The sequence below is a fragment of the Staphylococcus sp. NAM3COL9 genome (genome assembly GCF_001431205.1).
Lineage (GTDB): Bacteria > Bacillota > Bacilli > Staphylococcales > Staphylococcaceae > Staphylococcus.
The window spans coordinates 553,773-573,085 of the sequence record NZ_LGPC01000016.1; the positions used below are offsets into that span (position 1 = coordinate 553,773).

A 19,313-nucleotide genomic window follows, 5' to 3' on the forward strand; every position below is an offset into this window, starting at 1 on the left:
TAAGTTAGAAAATTATTTATTAGGTTTACGAAAATATACGATTATAAATATTTTTAGTAACAACAAAAAAACTATCACGCATTAGCGCAATAGTTTTAAATTTCTCATTTTATTTATTTCTTTTTCATTAAAATAGACCTGTTGGTTTTGTATCATAACTTACAAGTAAATTTTTAGTTTGTTGATAATGATCTAACATCATTAAATGATTTTCACGTCCGATACCGCTCATTTTGTACCCGCCAAAAGCAGCATGCGCTGGATAAGTATGATAATTATTAACCCATACACGTCCTGCTTGAATTCCTCTGCCAATACGATACGCAATGTTTTGATTTCTCGTCCAAATGCCTGCTCCAAGACCGTAGATAGTATCATTCGCCATTTCTAGAGCTTCTTCATTTGTTTTAAAAGTTGCGACAGATAATACCGGGCCAAATATTTCTTCTTGGAAAATACGCATACTTTGGTCGCCCTTGAATATCGTTGGTTCAATATAAAAGCCATTTTCTAAATTCTCGTTTTCTTGTCTAACATTTCCACCCACAAGAATTTCAGCGCCTTCTTCTTTACCAATATCTAAGTATTTTTTTATTTTTTCTTGTTGTTCATTTGAAGTTTGTGCACCAACCATTGTTGTTTCATCTAAGGGATTTCCTAATTTTATTTTATTAACTTTTTCTATACATAAAGCTATGAATTTTTCGTAGATGTCTTCATGAATAAGCGATCTTGAAGGGCATGTACATACCTCACCTTGATTTAGCGCAAACATGACTAAGCCTTCTACAGCTTTTTCTAAAAATTCGTCATCTTCATCCATAATATCTTTGAAAAATATATTCGGTGATTTACCGCCCAGTTCAAGTGTAACCGGTATAACATTGTCACTGGCATTCTTCATAATAATTTTTCCAGTTGTCGTTTCACCTGTAAATGCAACTTTATTTATATTTTTATGAGTAGCTAGCGCTTCACCAGTTTCATCTCCAAAACCATTTACTATATTGAGCACACCTTCTGGTAAAATATCTTCTATCACTTCAATAAAATGTAGAATCGATACTGGTGTTTGCTCTGCAGGCTTAAGTACCACTGTATTACCTGTTACAATCGCTGGAGCAATCTTCCAAGTTGCCATAAGTAAAGGGAAGTTCCAAGGGATAATTTGTCCAATTACGCCTAATGGTTCTTTGTAATGATATGCAACCGTATCATTATCTATTTGTGATATGCCGCCTTCTTCGGCGCGAACCACACCTGCAAAATACCTAAAATGATCTACTACTAATGGTAAATCTGCTGTAAGTGTTTCTCTCACTGGTTTACCATTATCAAAAGTTTCTATCACTGCTAAATATTCTAAATTTTCTTCAATACGATCAGCTATATCTAATAATAATTGTGATCTTTCAGATAATGATTTTTTACCCCATTCGACTTGTGCTTTCTGAGCAGCTTTAACTGCTAAATCAACATCTTTTTGTGTGGATTTTGGTATCTTGGCATAACTTTCACCTGTAACTGGTGAAATATTATCAAAATAATTTCCTTCTTGTGGTTCAGTCCATTTTCCACCTATAAAATTAGCATATTTCGATTTCACTTTATATTTTGCATCTTCTTTATTTGGATTTGTATATATCATTGTAATACCTCCTTTATTTGGTTTTATACCCTTAAGAAAATAAAGTAAGCGCTTTCTTATATAATTTTAAATTGTATATGAGAAATAAATGATATTTTATAAGAAGGAATAATAAAAGCGTACACTTTGTAGTAGTTTTGCTTATTAGATGAAAATATATTGAATTTAACGTTAAAAAAACCCTTGAAGCTTAACACTTCAAGGGCTAGTTTATTGCTTATTATTTATTGTTTAAATCAAGTTCAGCATTATTTGCTTGTCGTATTTCTTTTAATAATGCGTAATCTTCAATTAATGATTTACCATAAGATGGAATGATTTGTTTCAACTTAGGTTCCCATTCAGCCATATAATCAGGGAAGTTTTTCTCGATTACTTCTAATGCAACTGAAACTGAAGTAGAAGCACCTGGAGATTCACCTAATAATGCAATTACAGAATGGTCTTTTGAATTTACAACTTCTGTACCGAATTGAATAAATCCTCTACCGTGTTCTTTCGTATCTTTGATAACTTGAACACGTTTACCAGCTTGCATAATATCCCAATCTTCGTCTTTAGCATCAGGAACAAATCGACGTAATTCTTTCATTCGATCTTCTTTTTTAGCTAATACTTCTTGAATAGAATATTTAATTAACGGGAAGTTTTTCGCCGCTGCAGCTAACATAGTGATGATATTACTTCTGTTGACTGATTTAAATAAATCTAAATTAGAACCATTTTTCAAGAATTTAGGGCCAATCGCTGCGAATGGTCCAAATAATAATGAATTTTCATCTTGGATATAACGTCTATCTAAGTGAGGTACGGTCATTGGTGGCGTACCTTCAGGTTCTTTACCATAAGCTTTAACTTCGTGTTTAGCTACAACCTCAGGATTATTACATACTAAGAATTCTCCTGTAATTGGGAAACCACCTAAATGTTTACTTTCTGGAATACCAGTTTTTTGTAGCATTGGAATTGCAGCACCACCTGCACCAATAAATAGATAGTCAGTAATGTGATGTTCTACTTTATTAGTTTTAAGATCTTTAATTTTAACTTCCCATTTACCATCTTTACGACGATTAAAGTCTTGAACTTCATGTTTGTAGAAAAGTTCTGCATTTTCATGTTCATTTAAGTTTTTAGCCATTTTTCTTGTAAGTTCACCGAAGTTCACATCTGTACCTTCGTTAATTTTACTAGCTGCAACTACTTCTTCTGGGTCGCGGCCTTCCATCATTAATGGCATCCACTCTTGTAGTTTTTTATGATCTTCTGTATATTCTATACCTTTAAACATTGATAAAGGCGCAAGTGCTTCATAACGTCTCTTCAAGAAGTTCGCATTTTTATCACCTTGCACAAAACTAATATGCGGTAACGGGCGTATAAATTCTTGTGGATTTTGAATTTGATTACTTTTTACTAAATGAGACCAAAATTGTTTTGAAATCTCAAACTGTTCGTTAATTTCTTTTGCTTTTTCGATATCTATTGAGCCATCTTTTTGTTCAACTGTGTAGTTCAATTCACACAATGCGGCATGTCCAGTACCGGCATTGTGTCGTTCGTTAGAACTTTCAATTGCGGGTTTTTCGAGTCTTTCAAAAAGTTTAATATTCCATTCTGGTGCAAGATCTTTTAACATCGTACCGAATGTTGTACTTAAAACACCAGCACCAATTAAAATGACATCTTTTGAGTTAGATTCACTCATTTTTTACCACCTCTCATAATCACTTTTTAATTAATTACATAAGATAAAACATAGTTATTCAGTTCTTGAGATAACGCATACATTATGTTCACTACTGTATCTATACCCTTGAAACTATTTAATTATCATATAATCGTTTGCTCGATAAATATCTCTCACACTATATGATAAATCAACACTAAGAAAATGTAAATTGTATATTGAAAGAATGTTGTATCTAAGTGAATTGTTCACTAAATATGTAAATAGATTTATACAAATTAATCACCGATAATAATATTATCAATTAAACGTGCCTGACTAAATTTGACTGCTAGCGATATAAAAATTTTATCTGTAATTTCATGTTGCTCGACAAGTTGAGGATAGCTATAAATTGCCACTGTTTCTATATCCCCACTCGTATGCTGTTGTATATAATCTCGTGTAGCTTCAATGATTTTCAAACTGTTGCGTTCACCTTGATTATATAATGATTGTGCTAATTGCAAACCTTTATAAAGATGAGGCGCTTCTGCTCTTTCCTCTAGTGTTAAATAAATATTACGTGAACTTTTAGCTAGGCCGTCTGCCTCACGAACAATTTCTACGCCTACAATATCAATTGCATGATTAAAATCTTCAACCATTTTTTCCACTATAGCTAATTGCTGTGCATCCTTTTTTCCAAAATAAGCACGTTGTGGTTGTATAATATTGAACAGTTTATTTACTACTGTCACTACGCCGTCAAAATGACCAGGACGCTGCGCACCTTCTAATACTGACGCTAGACGTCCAGCCTTTACTTCAATTGTAGGTTGTCCCGGATACATTGTTTTTTCACTCGGATAAAAAATATAATCTATGCCTACTGATGATGCTTTTGCTATGTCGCTTTCAATGTCTCGAGGATACGCATCTAAATCCTCATTAGGTCCAAATTGCAGGGGATTTACAAAAACACTAATAACTGTCACGTCATTTTCTGAAATGGCTTGTGACATCATTTTTAAATGGCCCTCATGTAAAGCGCCCATCGTAGGTACTAAGCCCACTGATTTCTTTGATTTCGCCCACTGTTTAGACATTCCATTCATTTCTTCTATAGTAGTAATTAACTCAGTCATTCTGACACCTCATCCATGACCTGCTTTTTGTAGGTGTACTCATCACTTGGAAATTGTTGTGACTTAACTTCTTTATTATATTCAGATAAAGCTTGAACACCTTTTGAAAAATCACCATATTGTTTCACAAATTTTGCTTGATGATTCACTTCATAATTTAATAAATCGTGATACACCAATACTTGGCCATCTGTGCCTTTACCAGCACCAATTCCAATAACTGGGATATTTAAATTTTTAGTGATTTTATCCGCTAAATCGCTAGGAATAGCTTCTAACACTAGCATAACCGCACCTACTTGTTGTACAGCATATGCATCATCTATCAGTTGTTGTGCTGCTTCTTTGGTGTTTGCCTGCATTTTATACCCAGTTATACCTACACTTTGGGGTGTTAAACCTAGATGTGAAACGACTGGGATACCCATATTGCTACAACTTTTAATATATTGAGTTAAATGTGCACCTTCAGCCTTAATCGCATTCGCCTGAGTTTGTTGATATAATTTTACAGCTGTTTCTAAATCCGACTGCTCATTTATACCTACTGCACCAAAAGGCACATCTACGATTACAAATGTGTCTGGTGCACCTCGTCGTACTGCTTGTGCATGATGAATCATATCATCTACCGTCACTTGTACTGTACTGTCATAACCTAAGACGGTCATCCCTAATGAATCACCAACTAATATTGTATCTAAAAGAGCTGATTCGGCTTGCTTCGCACTAGGATAATCATAGGCTGTCACCATTGATATCTTATCGTTACTCTGTTTCATATCTATTAGTTGATTTAATGTTTTCAATTAAAATCATCTCCACAGTTTGTTATATTTGTATCATTATCCATATACTAACTAATCTACTTAGAAAAGGAAATGAAAAGCATGAATAAAATTGCAATAATTGGACCTGGCGCAGTAGGTAGCACGATTGCAATTGATCTTTTAGCAACTCATCCTGACTTACGCTTACTCGGTCGACAACATCAAATGCTCACCTACTATGCCAATAATAATACTGAACATGAACATACCTTACAGGTAACGCCATTAAGAACTGTTCAAGACCAAGTTGATGTTTTAATTATTGCTGTTAAAATACCTCAACTTGATGCTGTATTAAGAGAAATGAAACATTTAATCCATGAGCAAACCACTATTATACTTGCTCAAAATGGGCACGGTCAGTTGTCACTCTTTGAACACCCTCACGTATTTCAAGGTGTTGTTTATATTAGCGGACAAAAATCTGGTTCTACAGTAATGCATTATCGTGATCACAAAATCATTTTAGAAGATTGCATAAAAACGCGATTATTCCATGATATTGTAGCAGGCTCTTCTTTAGAAGTTGAACTCACAAACGATATTGATGATGCCATTTGGTATAAACTGCTTGTTAATTTAGCCATTAATAGTGTCACTGCATTAAGTCGTCGTCCTGCTGAAGTACTTCAAGTTCCAGGTATAAAACAACTTTGTAAGCAACTATTAGTTGAAGGCGTAGCCATTGCACAAGCTGAAAATGTGTATTTTGATGATGATATTATCGATGATATTCTGACAATTTACGATGGATACCCAAATCAAATGGGCACAAGTATGTATTACGACATCATTTCAGGTAACGCGTTAGAAATAGAGGGAATCCAAGGCTTTTTATTTAAAAAAGCAAGAATACATCAGTTAGTTACACCTGTACTTGATACTATTTATCCATTGTTATTGGCACAACAAAAAGATTAATGTGCTATTTTCAAAATTTGCTCTACTGATATGATTATTATTAAAATTTAGATTTCATTCGTTATCGTGCGCTTCTTTCATGTTGCTATAAACTTTTAATTTATTTTTATTCTGTTCATAAACAGTTCATAAAAACACTTTATATTATAGTTATTAACAATTTGGAGGAAGAAAAAATGAAAAAATTAATATTCAGCTCTGCTTTTTATACTTTATTAGGATTACTTAGTGGTTTGTTTTATAGAGAAATGTCAAAAGGAGAAAATTTTAGCGATTATTCACAATTAAATGTTACGCACACACATTTATTAGTTTTAGGTACCATTATGTTTTTGATCTTCATGGTTATCGAACATCAACTTAAATTGACTCGTAATAGTAAATTATTTAATAGTTTCTTTTATATTTTCCACTTAGGTGTATTAGTAACTGTAGCGATGCAATTTGTAAATGGTATTGCTACTATCAAAGGATTCAGCGTAAGTCCTGCAATCGCGGGCATTGCTGGTTTAGGCCACATCTTTATTTCTATCGCATTCGTATTATTCTTTGTTTTATTAAATAAAAGAATTAACGCCACTTCAGAAAAAAGAAAATAGCATAACAAAAAATCTGTTCAAGTTTCAAAAAATAGAAACTTGAACAGATTTTTTGTATATTTTAAATTTACTTAACATATAAAATTATTAAAAATTAATTCTATATGTTAATACATTAAAATGTTAACGAATTAATTGACACTCTTGCTCACAGATTTCAGACGTGTACAATTTCGAGCAAGCGCTTACATAACCAGTATAAAAACCAATTTATGTTAGGAGAATTAATTTGATTACAGAATTCATTGATTTCTTAGATAAAATTATATGGAGTCCTCCGCTAGTTTTTGGATTATTAATAACAGGACTCATATTTTCACTTATTACTCGCTTCGCACAAGTGAGACAATTTAAAGAAATGATACGTTTATTATTCAAAGGAGAAAAATCTCCACAAGGCATTTCTAGTTTTCAAGCTATTTCATTATCTTTGGCAGGCAGGGTTGGCACAGGGAATATCGTTGGTGTGTCAGCAGCAATATTTATTGGCGGCCCCGGCGCAGTCTTCTGGATGTGGGTGACGGCTTTACTAGGTGCAAGCACTGCATTTGTAGAATCTACTTTAGGTCAAATATATAAACAAAAAGAAAATGGGGAATACAGAGGCGGCCCTGCTTATTATATTGAGAATGGTATTGGAGGAAAGTTCGGAAAAATATTTGCGTTGATCTTTGCTATAGTGACTATCATTTCAATCGGTCTTTTAATGCCAGGAGTTCAGTCCAATGCTATTGCGACTTCATTACATAGTGCTTTTAGTATTCCAAAATGGGCAGTTACTATTTTTCTCGTAATATTACTATCGCTTATCATTTTTGGTGGAATTAAACGCATTGCCAGTATGGCAACAACAATAGTCCCTTTTATGGCTATAGCTTACATTTTATTAGCTGTTATTGTAATTTTTTTAAATATTGAAGAAGTGCCTGCATTGTTCGCACTTATTTTTAAATCTGCACTAGGTTTACAATCTACTTTTGGTGGAATTATTGGGGCAATGATTGAAATTGGTGTAAAAAGAGGGTTATATTCAAATGAAGCAGGTCAAGGGACGGGGCCCCATGCAGCTTCAGCAGCAGAAGTATCTCACCCAGCAAAACAAGGACTTGTACAAGCTTTCTCAGCTTATATAGACACTATTTTTGTTTGTACAGCTACTGCATTAATTATTTTAATTTCAGGAACTTATAATACAACGAATGGCACAGAGAATTCACAAGGACAGCCTAATTTAATTGAAGATAATGGTGTTTACGTATTAAATGCGGATGGTTCTAAAGATTTCTCTGGGACTGCTATGTATGTACAATCTGGTATCGATAAAGCATTTCAAGGCGATAACTATCAATTTGATCCAAATTTCGCTGGGTTCGGATCTTATTTTATAGCTGTTGCATTGTTTTTCTTTGCATTTACTACCATATTAGCTTATTCGTACATTACTGAAACAAACATTGCTTATCTTACTAGAAATATGAGTGCTAAAAAATCAAATTTTTATATTACATTGACCCGTTTCCTACTTATTTTTGCCACTGCATATGGCACTATTAAAACTGCTGATGCTGCGTGGGCAATGGGAGACGTAGGTGTTGGCATGATGGCATGGCTAAATATTATAGCTATATGGATTTTATGTAAACCAGCCTTTCGTGCTTTAAAAGATTTTGAAAACCAAAAAAAATCGAAAGGATCTGGCAGCTTGGCTGTTTATAAACCAACTCAGCAAGATGCTCCTAATGCATATTTTTGGTTTAACAGAGAAAAAAATAAAGACGATTCTCATAAACAAGAATAATAAATTTTTTAAACAAAGCTTTATAATCCTATTTTATAGTATGAATTATATAACAAAACCCATGCCCTCTAATACGTCGAGGAACATGGGTTTTAATTTATTGATAATCGATAACCATAGATATTAGGGTCATATTTTCTCCGTTATTAACATAACTATGAGAAATGTCTGATTTGAATCTCAAAGCATCTCCTTCACCTAAATAAAGTGTTTCATTTTCTAAATGCATCTCTAATTTCCCATCAATTACAATAATCGATTCCTCTGAACCGGATAAATGGGGTTCTGCATCTAAAGTTGCTCCTGGATCGAGCTCTACATAAAAGAATTCAAAGGACTTACTCTTTTCAAATGGGAAGTATGGATAAACACGATATTTCCCCTCATCTTCAGTAACAGGTACAACCTCTTCTTTTTTTAACTGTGTATAATCTGACTCTGCCTCATTCATTAAACTACTAAACGATAATTTTAAACCGTTGCTAATTTTCCAAACAGTATTTATTGAAGGAATAGTATTACCTTTTTCAATTTCATTCAATGAGGACGTACTCACCCCTGTAAGCTTTGATAATTTTTCCAAACTAATCTTGTTTTTCTTTCTATATAAGTAAATATTCTTAGCTACTATTTTATGAAATTCCATTATTAGGCCCCTTTTACATTGACTTTCCTGTTTAATAGATATAAAATCCTTTTAAAAGGAAATATCCTATATAGCGGAAGTTTTTTTATGTTATTTCCATAATACAGGATAATGAAGGGAGAATGCAATTTGTTTATATCATTTATTTTTTATACGTTTTTTATGAGTTATACGCCTGGGCCTAACAATTTATTAGCATTAGATGGCGCTTTAAAATTAGGTCTTAAAGGCACTGCGAAATTCTTAATTGGTATTGGATTAGGTTTTTTTACACTTTCCATGTTTTGCTTGTTATTTAGTGAATATATGGCTGCTTACTTTTCAAGTTTTATATTTGTAATTAAAATAGTGGGATTTATTTACTTATTGTATCTTGCTTATTCTGTATTTAAACATGATAGTAAAGACGCTCAACAAAGCAATACGTATCGTATGAGAGATGGTTTGCTTCTTCAATATATGAATCCTAAAACAATCATTTATGTACTTACTGCTATCGTGACCTTTGTAACTACTCAAAATATAAGTTTTCTTGCTACGCTGAGTTATACAATTATCATTGCACTTATAGGTGTTTCAGGTGCAGTTGCCTGGGCAGTTATGGGACTTTGTTTAAAAAAATTTCTATTAAAATATGAATTCATCTATAAAATTAGTATGTCTACATGTCTTGTGATTTTAGCATTTATGATGATCTTAGAATAATTATTATCAAATTGAACTTTATTATATTTTTTCAGAATTTACTTTTTAATTCTCATTATTAGGGAATAATGTATATAGAGGTGATTCATATATGGATAATACTAATTTAACGAACAAAATCAACGAAATACTTAATACATCACGTGTCGGAGTACTATCTACCGCACATAATAATGTACCTAACAGTAGATATATGATTTTTTATAATAACGGTAACACGCTTTATACGAAAACGAATGTTAACTCAATAAAAATTGACGAAATTGAGTCAAATCCGTGTGCACACATTTTAATTGGTTACGATGATACAAATAATCGTAGTTTTCTAGAAATTGATGCCGTATTATCAATTGTTCAAGATCAAGAAATAATTGATTGGTTATGGCAAAACCAAGACAAATCGTTTTTCGATAACAAAACTGACCCAGAATTATGCGTAGTTAAAGCTCAGCCAAAATCTATTAAGATAATGAATGATAAAGCATTAGACGAACCAAAAACTATAAATTTTGAAGTATAATTTCAAAAACACTTGTATAAGCAAAAGTTTATACAAGTGTTTAAATTCTATATTCTACTATTTAAATATACTTTCTTTTTTCATAGAAAATAAATATATTCTATATTTAAATAGGCTATTATAGAAATAAGCTTTATGGAATAGGTTGAAAATGAATTTTTTAATTTATATAAATTTAATCGTAATTTACATATAGGAGGTAATTTATGTTTTTAGCATGGAATGAAATTAAGCGTAACAAGTTGAAATTCAGCTTGATTATCGGTGTCTTAATTATGATCAGTTACCTACTCTTCCTTCTGTCCGGCTTAGCTAGCGGTCTGATGAATATGAATAGAGAAGGTATCGATAAATGGCAAGCCGATGCTATTATATTAAATAAAGATGCAAATGAAACTGTAGAACAGTCTTCTTTCAATAAAGATGATGTCGAAAATACATATGATAAACAAACGACTTTAACACAGACAGGTGTTATCGCTTCTAATGGTCATGCAGAAGAAAATGCCTTACTTTTTGGTGTCACTTCTGATTCTTTCCTAAGACCTGATATGATAGAAGGCAAAAAGGTTAAATCTGACAATGAAGTAGTGGCGGATGAAACTTTAAAAGATAAAGGATTTAAAATAGGAGATAAATTATCGTTATCACAATCAGATGAAAAATTGGAAATTGTAGGCTTTAGTGAAAGTGCTAAATACAATGCCTCTCCAGTCCTGTTTTCTAATAATAGTACAATACAAAAAATCAACCCTTCATTGGATAAAGATAAAACCAATGCGGTCGTAGTCAGAGATAAAGATTGGAATAAACAAGATTTAAATAGTAATCTAGAAGCTATAGAAATTGAAAGTTTCATTGAACACTTACCGGGTTATCAAGCTCAAAACTTAACGTTAAACTTTATGATTACATTCTTATTTATTATTTCTGCAACAGTGATTGGCATCTTTTTATATGTTATTACGTTACAAAAAACAAATTTATTTGGTGTGTTAAAAGCACAAGGTTTCACAAATGGATATTTAGCAAAAGTTGTATTATCACAAACATTCATCATTGCGATGATTGGTACAGTAATTGGACTTGCGCTAACTTTACTTACCGGCGCTTTTTTACCAAGTGTAGTCCCAGTTAAATTTGATGTTACTACATTATTAATATACGGCATCGTCCTTATCATAGTTTCTCTATTAGGTAGCCTCTTCTCGATATTGACGATTAGAAAAGTAGATCCACTCAAGGCAATAGGATAAATAGGAGTGTATAAATAAATGCTAGAATTTAAAAACGTCACTAAACATTTTAAAGATGGGAATCAAACAATTGAAGCTGTAAAACCTACATCTTTGAAATTTAATAAAAATGAACTGATTGCCATTATCGGGCCCTCTGGTTCTGGAAAGAGCACATTTCTAACAATGGCCGGCGCGTTACAAACGCCCTCATCTGGCGAAATTTTCATCAATGATAAACAAGTGTCTCAACTGTCGTTAAAAGCATTAGCAAAAACAAGGATGCAAGAAATCGGTTTTATTCTTCAAGCTACAAATCTTGTGCCATTTCTAAATGTAAAACAGCAATTTAAGTTACTACAAAAACAAAAAAAAGATGTGCTAGACGAAGCAAGTTATAACCAACTTGTTAAGCAACTTGATATTGCGGTGCTTGAGAATAAACTTCCAAGTGAAATATCTGGCGGACAGAAGCAACGCGTTGCGATTGCTAAAGCACTTTATACAAAGCCATCAATTATTTTAGCCGATGAGCCAACCGCTTCATTAGACACGAATAATGCGATGGAAGTAATGAAAATTTTAAAAGAACAAACGATGGAACAAAACAAAACTTGTATCGTTGTTACGCATGATGAACGACTAACTGAGTATTGTGATAGTGTATATCATATGGAAGATGGTATACTTACGCTGACTCAGGACAACAAATCATAAAAAAACCCTTCATATTAGTCACATTCAAGTGAGTATTTGTGAAGGGTTTTTTTATTTTAATTAATTATTAATATCATATAATTAAATTTACGATTAATATTAAGATAAGACCTACCACAGATAATATAGACTCTAGTAGTGTCCATGTTAAAAATGTTTCTTTCATAGTTAAACCAAAGTATTCTTTGAACATCCAAAAACCTGCATCATTAACATGAGAACAAAAAATACTCCCTGCTCCAATTGCTAAAACTACTAAGGAAATATTCACATCTGCTGTTTGCAATAATGGTAATACAATACCTACTGAAGATATCGCTGCTACTGTCGTTGAGCCTAATGCAGTACGCAATAAAGCTGCAGCAAGCCATGCAAGAATGATTGGTGACATTTCTGTGCCTTTAAATATTTCTGATATAGTATCGCCAACGCCACCATCAATTAATATTTGCTTGAACGTTCCTCCACCACCAATGATAAGTATTAACATAGCAATTGGTGTAATTGCGTTAGAAACAGTGTCCATAATTTGTTTCATAGTTTGTTGACGTCTAATTCCCATTGTATATATCGCAAATAACACAGCGATAAGCATTGCAGTTACAGAAGTACCAATAAAGTAAATAAAACCTTCAAACCCTTGTGCATTTCCATCGTCATTACCAGTAATGAGTTGTAGCACTGTCGCCAATAACATTAATATAACTGGAGCAAGTGCTGTTAGTAAACTAATACCAAAACCAGGTAATTGATCTTGATCGTATTCCTTCATTTCGCCAACCGCTGCTTGATTTCCTTCTCTATTAAAAGCTTCTGGTGTCAGTTTATGCGCAATTATAGGGAATGTGCCACCAACAATGATAGCTAATGGAATTCCAATAATAATTCCGTACATTAACACATAACCAATATTTGCATTAACCGCCTCAGAAATCGCTACTGGACCTGGGTGAGGTGGTAAAAATCCATGTGTTATAGCAATTGATGTTGCCATCGGTAATCCCACTTTTAGATTTGAGATTTGCATTCTTTTTGCTAATGTAAATACTAATGGAATTAATAATACAAATGCTACTTCTAAGAACAATGAAATACCAATAATGAATGAAGCAATAATCATAGCCCATGTCACATATTTTTCACCAAAAATGTTTATAAGTGTGTCTGCAATACGTGTTGCACCACCACCGTCAGATAACAATTTCCCTAAAATGGACCCTAAACCAAAGATGATGGCAATATGGCCTAAAGTATCACCCATACCTTTTTCAATAGTTGTGACAATCGTATCTAAAGGCATACCTAGCAAGATACCCGTTACCATTGAAGTAATGATTAATGCAATAAATGTATTTAATTTAAACCAAATAATTAGCATCAATAATATAAATACCCCTATCACTACAGCAATTAATGGCCACATTTCTCCCATCATTTTATCTCCCTGCCTTCTAATTCAGTCTTATACTACTGTTCATTTTGTATACATTTGTTAACGTGTTTGTACTACCGATATTTCCCGGGAAAATAACATAAGGCATATTAGAATATTTTGCTTCTTCACCAGTCAGCCACACAGGCACCCCTTGTGTTATTTGACCAATTACTTGTGCTTTTTTAATTTCCAAGCCTTTAGTTGCAACATCACTAGAAGTTATTCCACCTTTTGCAATAATAAACTTTGGTTTTATGCTTAAACCTCTTACAATTCCTACCAAAGCATTTGAAATATTTGTAGAAATTCCTAAATTATTCGTTAAATCTTCGGTCTTAATAACATCTCTAGAAGTATAGACAACTACATCTTTACTATTTTTAATTAATGCTTCTACTTCTTGAATTCTTTTATCTATATATAGGTTCAAATCTGTTTTAGTAACTGATTTAACATCAAATTCAATTGGTGTGATATGAGTGTTATTTAGTAAATGATGTAATTGTGATGATGTTTTTTTTACATGTGATCCAACGATAATCAAACCACCATGATTATTACTAAATTGGTTTAGATTAATAATCTCACCTGGAGTCTGACACATCGATTTTACAAAAGAGGCTGCAGTTCTAAACATAAATTTCTTATCGTAATTCGCTAAAAATGCTGTTAAACAAGAGACAAAATAATCTATATCTTCATCATTTAATGCATCTACCACTACTGCATCAAAGTTTGATACGGCGTGAAATATTTGTAATATACTTTCCTTATTTCTTTCTCTTATTTGATATAGTGTAATATGGTGTACGTTTTCAGCTTTAACGTCACCATAACTCTTCTCTTCTATAAAACTTGCCATCTTTTCAGATTCAAAACCAAACGTAGTATCATTAGCAAATTCACTTTCAGAAACAGGTTTATATTGCTCATTTTCCTTAAGATAATGTACGCCATTATATGTATACCTTTCACCTTCAAAAAATGCTGGTAAATAAAACACTGCATCAAATGCTTGTTCTGAGGCTTCACTTAAAACCTTAGGTTCCAAGTAGAAGTGACCTCTTAGAGTGGAATCGCCCCTGCTAATTACAATATAAGGATAGTCTAAACGTCGAGAAACCAATTCTATATTCCGACTTACCTCTTGATGCAATTTCGTCGTTTCGTGTTCATTCAACGCTCTTGAATTAGTTAATATATAGAACATAGAATTCTCTTGATTAAAACCATCTTCAATTAAATCTTCCGACCACTCTGTATACACAGGTAAGTCTTTAACAGTTTGTGTACCAGTTGGATCATCATCCAATACAATGATTTTATATTTAAAGTCTTTCAAATGCTTATGAATCTCATCATTGATTTTTTGGTTAACTAAATTTTCAGTTAGCACTTTCTCACCTCATCTATATATTATTAATTCTTTCAAAATATTTTATAATTCCAGAATGATCATTTGCACCGTTTCCTTGTGCAACTTCCGATTTATATATTTCTTTGACTTGGTTTGCTAAAGGTAATGTTAACCCAACTGTATCTGCTGTCGAACTTACATTCTTCATATCTTTTAAATTTATATTAAGTGTTCCACCAGGTTGATAATCTTCTTCAATCATCTTAGGAAATTTTGCTTCCATAACATTTGAACCTGCAAGACCGCCTTTAATTGCCTCATGCATACTTTCTAAGTCAATATCAAATTTTTCTGCAAGTACAACTGCTTCGGAAAGTGCTGCAATATTTGTATTTACTATAATTTGATTCGCAAGTTTAACAACACTTCCTGCACCGACCTCACCCACTCTTATCACAGATTTGGCAATAGGTTTTAGAACGCTTTGAACGATTTCTAAATCTGATTCATCACAACCAATCATGACTGAGAGTTCACCCGTAATTGCTAACGGCTCGCCGCCACTTACAGGTGCGTCTATATATTTAATTTGTTTTTCATTCAAAACTTTACTTATCTCTAACGACTCATTTGGCGTTAACGAACTTGTATCAATGACTGACTGAACACTAATATCTGACTGGTTTAAGATTGCATCTTTTCCACTGTATAAAACTGCTTTTACAATTTCACCATTAGGTAATGAAGTAATAATATGATCTACTTCTTGAGCCATTTGTTGTATAGATACTCTTCGTGCCCCTTCATTAACAACTTCTTGTTCTGCTTCTTTATTCAAATCATTAACGAGAACCGTTACATTCTCTTTCAAGAAATTTTTAACCATTGGTTTTCCCATTATACCGAGACCAATAAATCCTATTTTCATAAATTACACCCTCCTGAAAACGTTTACATATATTATTGTATACTAAAATAATTAAAATGTATACATTTATTGAAAGAATTATTTATAGTACACTTATCATAATGAGGTGAAGAAATTGAACACTAAAGAATTAACTATTTATCAAAAAATTAGAAATGATATTATTTCTGGTGAATTAAAAAAAGATGAAAAGATTACAGAAGCTAAACTTGCTAAGAAATATGATGTGAGCAGAACACCTATACGTGAGGCTATGAAACAACTAGAATTAGAATATTTTATTAAAAACTCTTATATTTTCATGCCAACAAGTGAAGAATATAGACAAATTTTTGAAATGCGTATTTTGTTAGAAACATATGCATTAAGAAAAGCAGCAGTTGTATACACAAAAGAGGATTTAGAAGAATTAAATAAGTATGCTGAAATAAATATCGATAAAGAATCTGAAGATCAAATCATTGAAACGAATGACAAGTTCCATCAAAAAATTATTGCCGCGACAAATAACCAGTTTATACTCGACACATATCAAAAATATAAAAGCTTTATCTATTTATTTAGTCAAACCGTCATTAATCAACGACGTCCTGGGTTAATCGAAGAACATAAGGAAATTGTTTCGGCACTTTTTAACAGAGATATAGATTTAGCTGTTGAATTATTAGAAACACATTTAAAAAATGATTTAGAATTCAGTCTTTATTATTTAGATTTTAAAAAAACTGAATAACATAAACTAGGCGTATAAAACTAAAATAATTTAAATGAAAACTATGGATAACTTATAAATAGTTCACAGTTATTGCTTTTTTTTCGTTTTCCGCATATATTATAGATAACTAGTATACTTTTTATACTACATTGGTTTGTTTTCTTTTAAATAGCTAATGGGTAAACTAGAAACTATCATAATCCGGAGGTACACATATGAATATTGTCGGTCATCATCACATTTCAATGTATACAAAAGATGCTCAAATAAACAAAGACTTCTACACTCAAATATTAGGGTTACGCTTGGTAGAAAAATCCGTGAACCAAGATAATCCAACTATGTATCACTTATTTTTCGGAGATGAAATTGGCTCTGTCGGCACGTTACTAAGTTTTTTTGAAATTTCGAATGTGGGTAAAAATCGCCCTGGTACAAATTCTATCCATCGTTTATCATTACTCGTCCCAAATAAAGTTGCACTATCTTATTTCAAGTCACGTCTTACAGATGCCAACATTACGACAACAGATATGACGTATTTAAATCAGCCAGCACTATTATTTAAAGATGTAGATAATTTAGAAATCGTATTGCTTGTTAACGATGATTATAAAATTCCAACAACGTGGAGAAAAAACCCTTATACGGATATTCCAAAACAACATCAAATATTAGGTATGGGCCCCGTTGAGCTCAGAGTACGTGAAGCGCAACCAACAATCGATTTTCTAAAAAACGAATTAAATTATACACTTCGTCAAGATGTTGATGAAACAGTTATGACATTAGATTCAGAAGGTTTGTATACTGATTTCGTAGTTATTGAACAACAAGGAGAGCATGCGCGTCCTGGTCAAGGATATGTACATCATATTGCCGTGAACACGCCAGAAGATTCAAATTTAGAGGCCGTATTAAATACAATTGATCATAACCCAGGAAATCATAGTGGCATGATAGACCGATACTTTTTTAAATCTCTTTATTATCGACATAATAGTATTATGTATGAATTTGCAACTGCCTCACCAGGATTCACGGTGGATACAGATATTGAAAACCTAGGAAAAGAACTCAATTTGCCAGATTTTATGGAAAATCAAAGAGCAGAAATAGAATCTAAACTACATGACTTATAAAAATAAAATGAGGTTGAGACATATATACATGTCTCAACCTCATTCATTATACTGGCAGTGGCTGACTGAATTGAAAATGTACTTATACCAATCTTTTAAAGAACTACTACTTCATTTATGGAGTTAAGTAGTTCTTATCGAAGAGCTCAGCTTTTGTATTCCAATTTTAAGTCAGCTTTGCCGGGGTGGATCGACGAAATCTTGTTAGAAACATTAGATTTATCTCCCACTCCCATTTTCAGTAATATTCCGCTTCAACCCATAGTTTTTTATTAATTCAATTTATTGGTAACTAAACCTTCAGCAGTTTCAAAAACAGTAATATCCTTTTTGGTGATGAGATCTTCAGTTAATTGTAATTCAGTCATTTGGTTCGTATCGTACCATTTAACATACATTGTGCGTGTCGTTAAATTAAATACAGTTTGGTAAAGGGTATAATGCAATTCTCCATTTTCATCAAGCACAGCGCCTTTAGGAATACTAACGCCATCTAATAATTTGAAAGCATCCAACACATCATACTCCGGTTTGTCACTATTTATAAGGTGATTTTTTAAAAATGCAGTACGCACAAATCGCTCTGGTGCTGTATAGCCACCTGGCAAACCATAAGTTCCACCTTCATTTCCTAAGGGGTTTAGCGGTTGTCCCATAACTGTACGTTCTTGTGGTTTATGTGGTGTAACATTTGTATAATTTCTTAAGTTTTCATAGTGCCAGTTTAAATCTGGGTTATTCGTTAATACGCCGATTGGGTTTTCATTTATGACGATACGGCCATCTTGAAATGTAAGCTCGACAGATCTGCCTGTATTATCAGAAATGTGATAATGCAGTGGCGGGACTTCTTCAATTTCATTTACTACATGTGCTACTACGTTGACTGACTTAGCATTTTCGATTAAATCGTCAATATTTTTATTATAGCCAAGTATCCATGTGATAATTTCAGTTTGGCTAATATTTATAAATCCTTCTCGTGCTGTTGTAGCATACGATGCATAACCTCTATAGTACTGTATGGAAGCCCCCACGCCGTGTTCATTCACACCGTCTCCAAATACGAAACCTGCCATATCACTGCCTGCTCCGATAAAACCATACAAAGTCTCACCTTTATATCCAACACGTGATTCCCAATAAAAATGACGTGGTTGTACAGCTGGTCGCCCGTCTAAATGATAGACAAAATCCATGGTACGTCCTAAAATCGCCTGATTACTCTTTGATAAGAATGAAAATCCTGTACACATTCATAATCTACTCCTTTACGCTATGCTCAATCTCTATCTATATT

Annotated in this window: 18 protein-coding genes; 9 read left to right on the forward strand and 9 right to left on the reverse strand. The window is 32.8% G+C overall.

What is annotated here, in order from left to right:
- Positions 1-127: 127 nt before the first annotated feature.
- From exaC to panB, 4 genes are all read right to left on the reverse strand, one after another.
- A complete protein-coding gene (gene exaC / locus ACA31_RS12200) occupies positions 128-1,648 on the reverse strand; it encodes an acetaldehyde dehydrogenase ExaC (protein ID WP_057513592.1) in 1,521 nt (506 codons plus the stop codon).
- A gap of 220 nt (positions 1,649-1,868) precedes the next feature.
- On the reverse strand, positions 1,869-3,356 hold the full coding sequence (gene mqo / locus ACA31_RS12205) for a malate dehydrogenase (quinone) (protein ID WP_057513593.1): 1,488 nt from the start codon (positions 3,354-3,356) through the stop codon (positions 1,869-1,871).
- A 260-nt stretch (positions 3,357-3,616) separates the two neighbouring features.
- Complete coding sequence (gene panC, locus ACA31_RS12210) at positions 3,617-4,465, reverse strand: pantoate--beta-alanine ligase (protein ID WP_057513594.1); 849 nt, start codon at positions 4,463-4,465, stop codon at positions 3,617-3,619.
- Positions 4,462-5,274, reverse strand: coding sequence for a 3-methyl-2-oxobutanoate hydroxymethyltransferase (panB, locus tag ACA31_RS12215; RefSeq protein WP_057513595.1), 813 nt, complete (start codon positions 5,272-5,274; stop codon positions 4,462-4,464). Before panB ends, panC begins: the two co-directional genes overlap by 4 nt.
- Before the next feature lie 81 nt (positions 5,275-5,355).
- On the opposite strand from panB, the gene ACA31_RS12220 reads away from it, so the two are divergent.
- From ACA31_RS12220 to ACA31_RS12230, 3 genes are all read left to right on the forward strand, one after another.
- On the forward strand, positions 5,356-6,216 hold the full coding sequence (locus tag ACA31_RS12220; RefSeq protein ID WP_057513596.1) for an oxidoreductase: 861 nt from the start codon (positions 5,356-5,358) through the stop codon (positions 6,214-6,216).
- Positions 6,217-6,392: 176 nt separating this feature from the next.
- Positions 6,393-6,815, forward strand: coding sequence for a DUF2871 domain-containing protein (locus ACA31_RS12225; protein WP_057513597.1), 423 nt, complete (start codon positions 6,393-6,395; stop codon positions 6,813-6,815).
- 229 nt (positions 6,816-7,044) lie between these two features.
- Entirely contained in the window at positions 7,045-8,613 is a 1,569-nt protein-coding gene (locus tag ACA31_RS12230; protein ID WP_057513598.1) for an alanine/glycine:cation symporter family protein, read from the forward strand.
- Positions 8,614-8,710: 97 nt separating this feature from the next.
- On the opposite strand, the gene ACA31_RS12235 is transcribed toward ACA31_RS12230, so the two are convergent.
- Positions 8,711-9,259 carry a helix-turn-helix domain-containing protein gene (locus ACA31_RS12235; protein ID WP_057513599.1) on the reverse strand — a complete coding sequence of 183 codons (549 nt, stop codon included), beginning with the start codon at positions 9,257-9,259 and terminating at the stop codon, positions 8,711-8,713.
- A gap of 129 nt (positions 9,260-9,388) precedes the next feature.
- Here ACA31_RS12235 and ACA31_RS12240 point away from each other — a divergent pair, with 129 nt between their 5' ends.
- The 4 genes from ACA31_RS12240 to ACA31_RS12255 all read left to right on the forward strand — a co-directional run bounded on the left by ACA31_RS12240 (position 9,389) and on the right by ACA31_RS12255 (position 12,436).
- The gene (locus ACA31_RS12240; RefSeq protein WP_057513600.1) at positions 9,389-9,964 is read left to right on the forward strand and encodes a LysE family translocator; all 576 of its coding nucleotides are present in this window, start codon (positions 9,389-9,391) and stop codon (positions 9,962-9,964) included.
- 91 nt (positions 9,965-10,055) lie between these two features.
- Positions 10,056-10,484 carry a pyridoxamine 5'-phosphate oxidase family protein gene (locus ACA31_RS12245; RefSeq protein WP_057513601.1) on the forward strand — a complete coding sequence of 143 codons (429 nt, stop codon included), beginning with the start codon at positions 10,056-10,058 and terminating at the stop codon, positions 10,482-10,484.
- Positions 10,485-10,690: 206 nt separating this feature from the next.
- On the forward strand, positions 10,691-11,740 hold the full coding sequence (locus ACA31_RS12250) for an ABC transporter permease (protein ID WP_057513602.1): 1,050 nt from the start codon (positions 10,691-10,693) through the stop codon (positions 11,738-11,740).
- Positions 11,741-11,758: 18 nt separating this feature from the next.
- Positions 11,759-12,436: an ABC transporter ATP-binding protein gene (locus tag ACA31_RS12255; protein ID WP_057513603.1), complete on the forward strand. Its 678-nt coding sequence runs from the start codon at positions 11,759-11,761 to the stop codon at positions 12,434-12,436.
- A 73-nt stretch (positions 12,437-12,509) separates the two neighbouring features.
- Here ACA31_RS12255 and ACA31_RS12260 read toward each other — a convergent pair whose 3' ends face one another.
- The 3 genes from ACA31_RS12260 to ACA31_RS12270 are packed head-to-tail and all read right to left on the reverse strand — an operon-like array spanning position 12,510 to position 16,156.
- Positions 12,510-13,871: a gluconate:H+ symporter gene (locus ACA31_RS12260; protein ID WP_057513604.1), complete on the reverse strand. Its 1,362-nt coding sequence runs from the start codon at positions 13,869-13,871 to the stop codon at positions 12,510-12,512.
- Positions 13,872-13,887: 16 nt separating this feature from the next.
- Positions 13,888-15,267: a four-carbon acid sugar kinase family protein gene (locus tag ACA31_RS12265; RefSeq protein WP_057513605.1), complete on the reverse strand. Its 1,380-nt coding sequence runs from the start codon at positions 15,265-15,267 to the stop codon at positions 13,888-13,890.
- Between the two features lie 13 nt (positions 15,268-15,280).
- Entirely contained in the window at positions 15,281-16,156 is an 876-nt protein-coding gene (locus ACA31_RS12270) for an NAD(P)-binding domain-containing protein (protein ID WP_057513606.1), read from the reverse strand.
- A gap of 106 nt (positions 16,157-16,262) precedes the next feature.
- On the opposite strand from ACA31_RS12270, the gene ACA31_RS12275 reads away from it, so the two are divergent.
- Together ACA31_RS12275 and ACA31_RS12280 are read left to right on the forward strand one after the other, a co-directional pair.
- Positions 16,263-16,889, forward strand: a complete 627-nt coding sequence (locus tag ACA31_RS12275) for a GntR family transcriptional regulator (protein WP_253721396.1) — start codon at positions 16,263-16,265, stop codon at positions 16,887-16,889.
- A 197-nt stretch (positions 16,890-17,086) separates the two neighbouring features.
- Positions 17,087-18,013, forward strand: coding sequence for a VOC family protein (locus tag ACA31_RS12280; RefSeq protein WP_057513608.1), 927 nt, complete (start codon positions 17,087-17,089; stop codon positions 18,011-18,013).
- 272 nt (positions 18,014-18,285) lie between these two features.
- Here ACA31_RS12280 and ACA31_RS12285 read toward each other — a convergent pair whose 3' ends face one another.
- The gene (locus ACA31_RS12285) at positions 18,286-19,269 is read right to left on the reverse strand and encodes a choloylglycine hydrolase family protein (protein ID WP_057513609.1); all 984 of its coding nucleotides are present in this window, start codon (positions 19,267-19,269) and stop codon (positions 18,286-18,288) included.
- Positions 19,270-19,313: the final 44 nt, after the last annotated feature.

Coding starts and splice junctions, on each gene's coding strand:
- exaC (WP_057513592.1), bottom strand. CDS start 1,648: ATGATATATACAAATCCAAATAAAGAAGATGCAAAATATAAAGTGAAA.
- mqo (WP_057513593.1), bottom strand. CDS start 3,356: ATGAGTGAATCTAACTCAAAAGATGTCATTTTAATTGGTGCTGGTGTT.
- panC (WP_057513594.1), bottom strand. CDS start 4,465: ATGACTGAGTTAATTACTACTATAGAAGAAATGAATGGAATGTCTAAA.
- ACA31_RS12220 (WP_057513596.1), top strand. CDS start 5,356: ATGAATAAAATTGCAATAATTGGACCTGGCGCAGTAGGTAGCACGATT.
- ACA31_RS12225 (WP_057513597.1), top strand. CDS start 6,393: ATGAAAAAATTAATATTCAGCTCTGCTTTTTATACTTTATTAGGATTA.
- ACA31_RS12235 (WP_057513599.1), bottom strand. CDS start 9,259: ATGGAATTTCATAAAATAGTAGCTAAGAATATTTACTTATATAGAAAG.
- ACA31_RS12245 (WP_057513601.1), top strand. CDS start 10,056: ATGGATAATACTAATTTAACGAACAAAATCAACGAAATACTTAATACA.
- ACA31_RS12250 (WP_057513602.1), top strand. CDS start 10,691: ATGTTTTTAGCATGGAATGAAATTAAGCGTAACAAGTTGAAATTCAGC.
- ACA31_RS12255 (WP_057513603.1), top strand. CDS start 11,759: ATGCTAGAATTTAAAAACGTCACTAAACATTTTAAAGATGGGAATCAA.
- ACA31_RS12260 (WP_057513604.1), bottom strand. CDS start 13,871: ATGATGGGAGAAATGTGGCCATTAATTGCTGTAGTGATAGGGGTATTT.
- ACA31_RS12270 (WP_057513606.1), bottom strand. CDS start 16,156: ATGAAAATAGGATTTATTGGTCTCGGTATAATGGGAAAACCAATGGTT.
- ACA31_RS12280 (WP_057513608.1), top strand. CDS start 17,087: ATGAATATTGTCGGTCATCATCACATTTCAATGTATACAAAAGATGCT.
- ACA31_RS12285 (WP_057513609.1), bottom strand. CDS start 19,269: ATGTGTACAGGATTTTCATTCTTATCAAAGAGTAATCAGGCGATTTTA.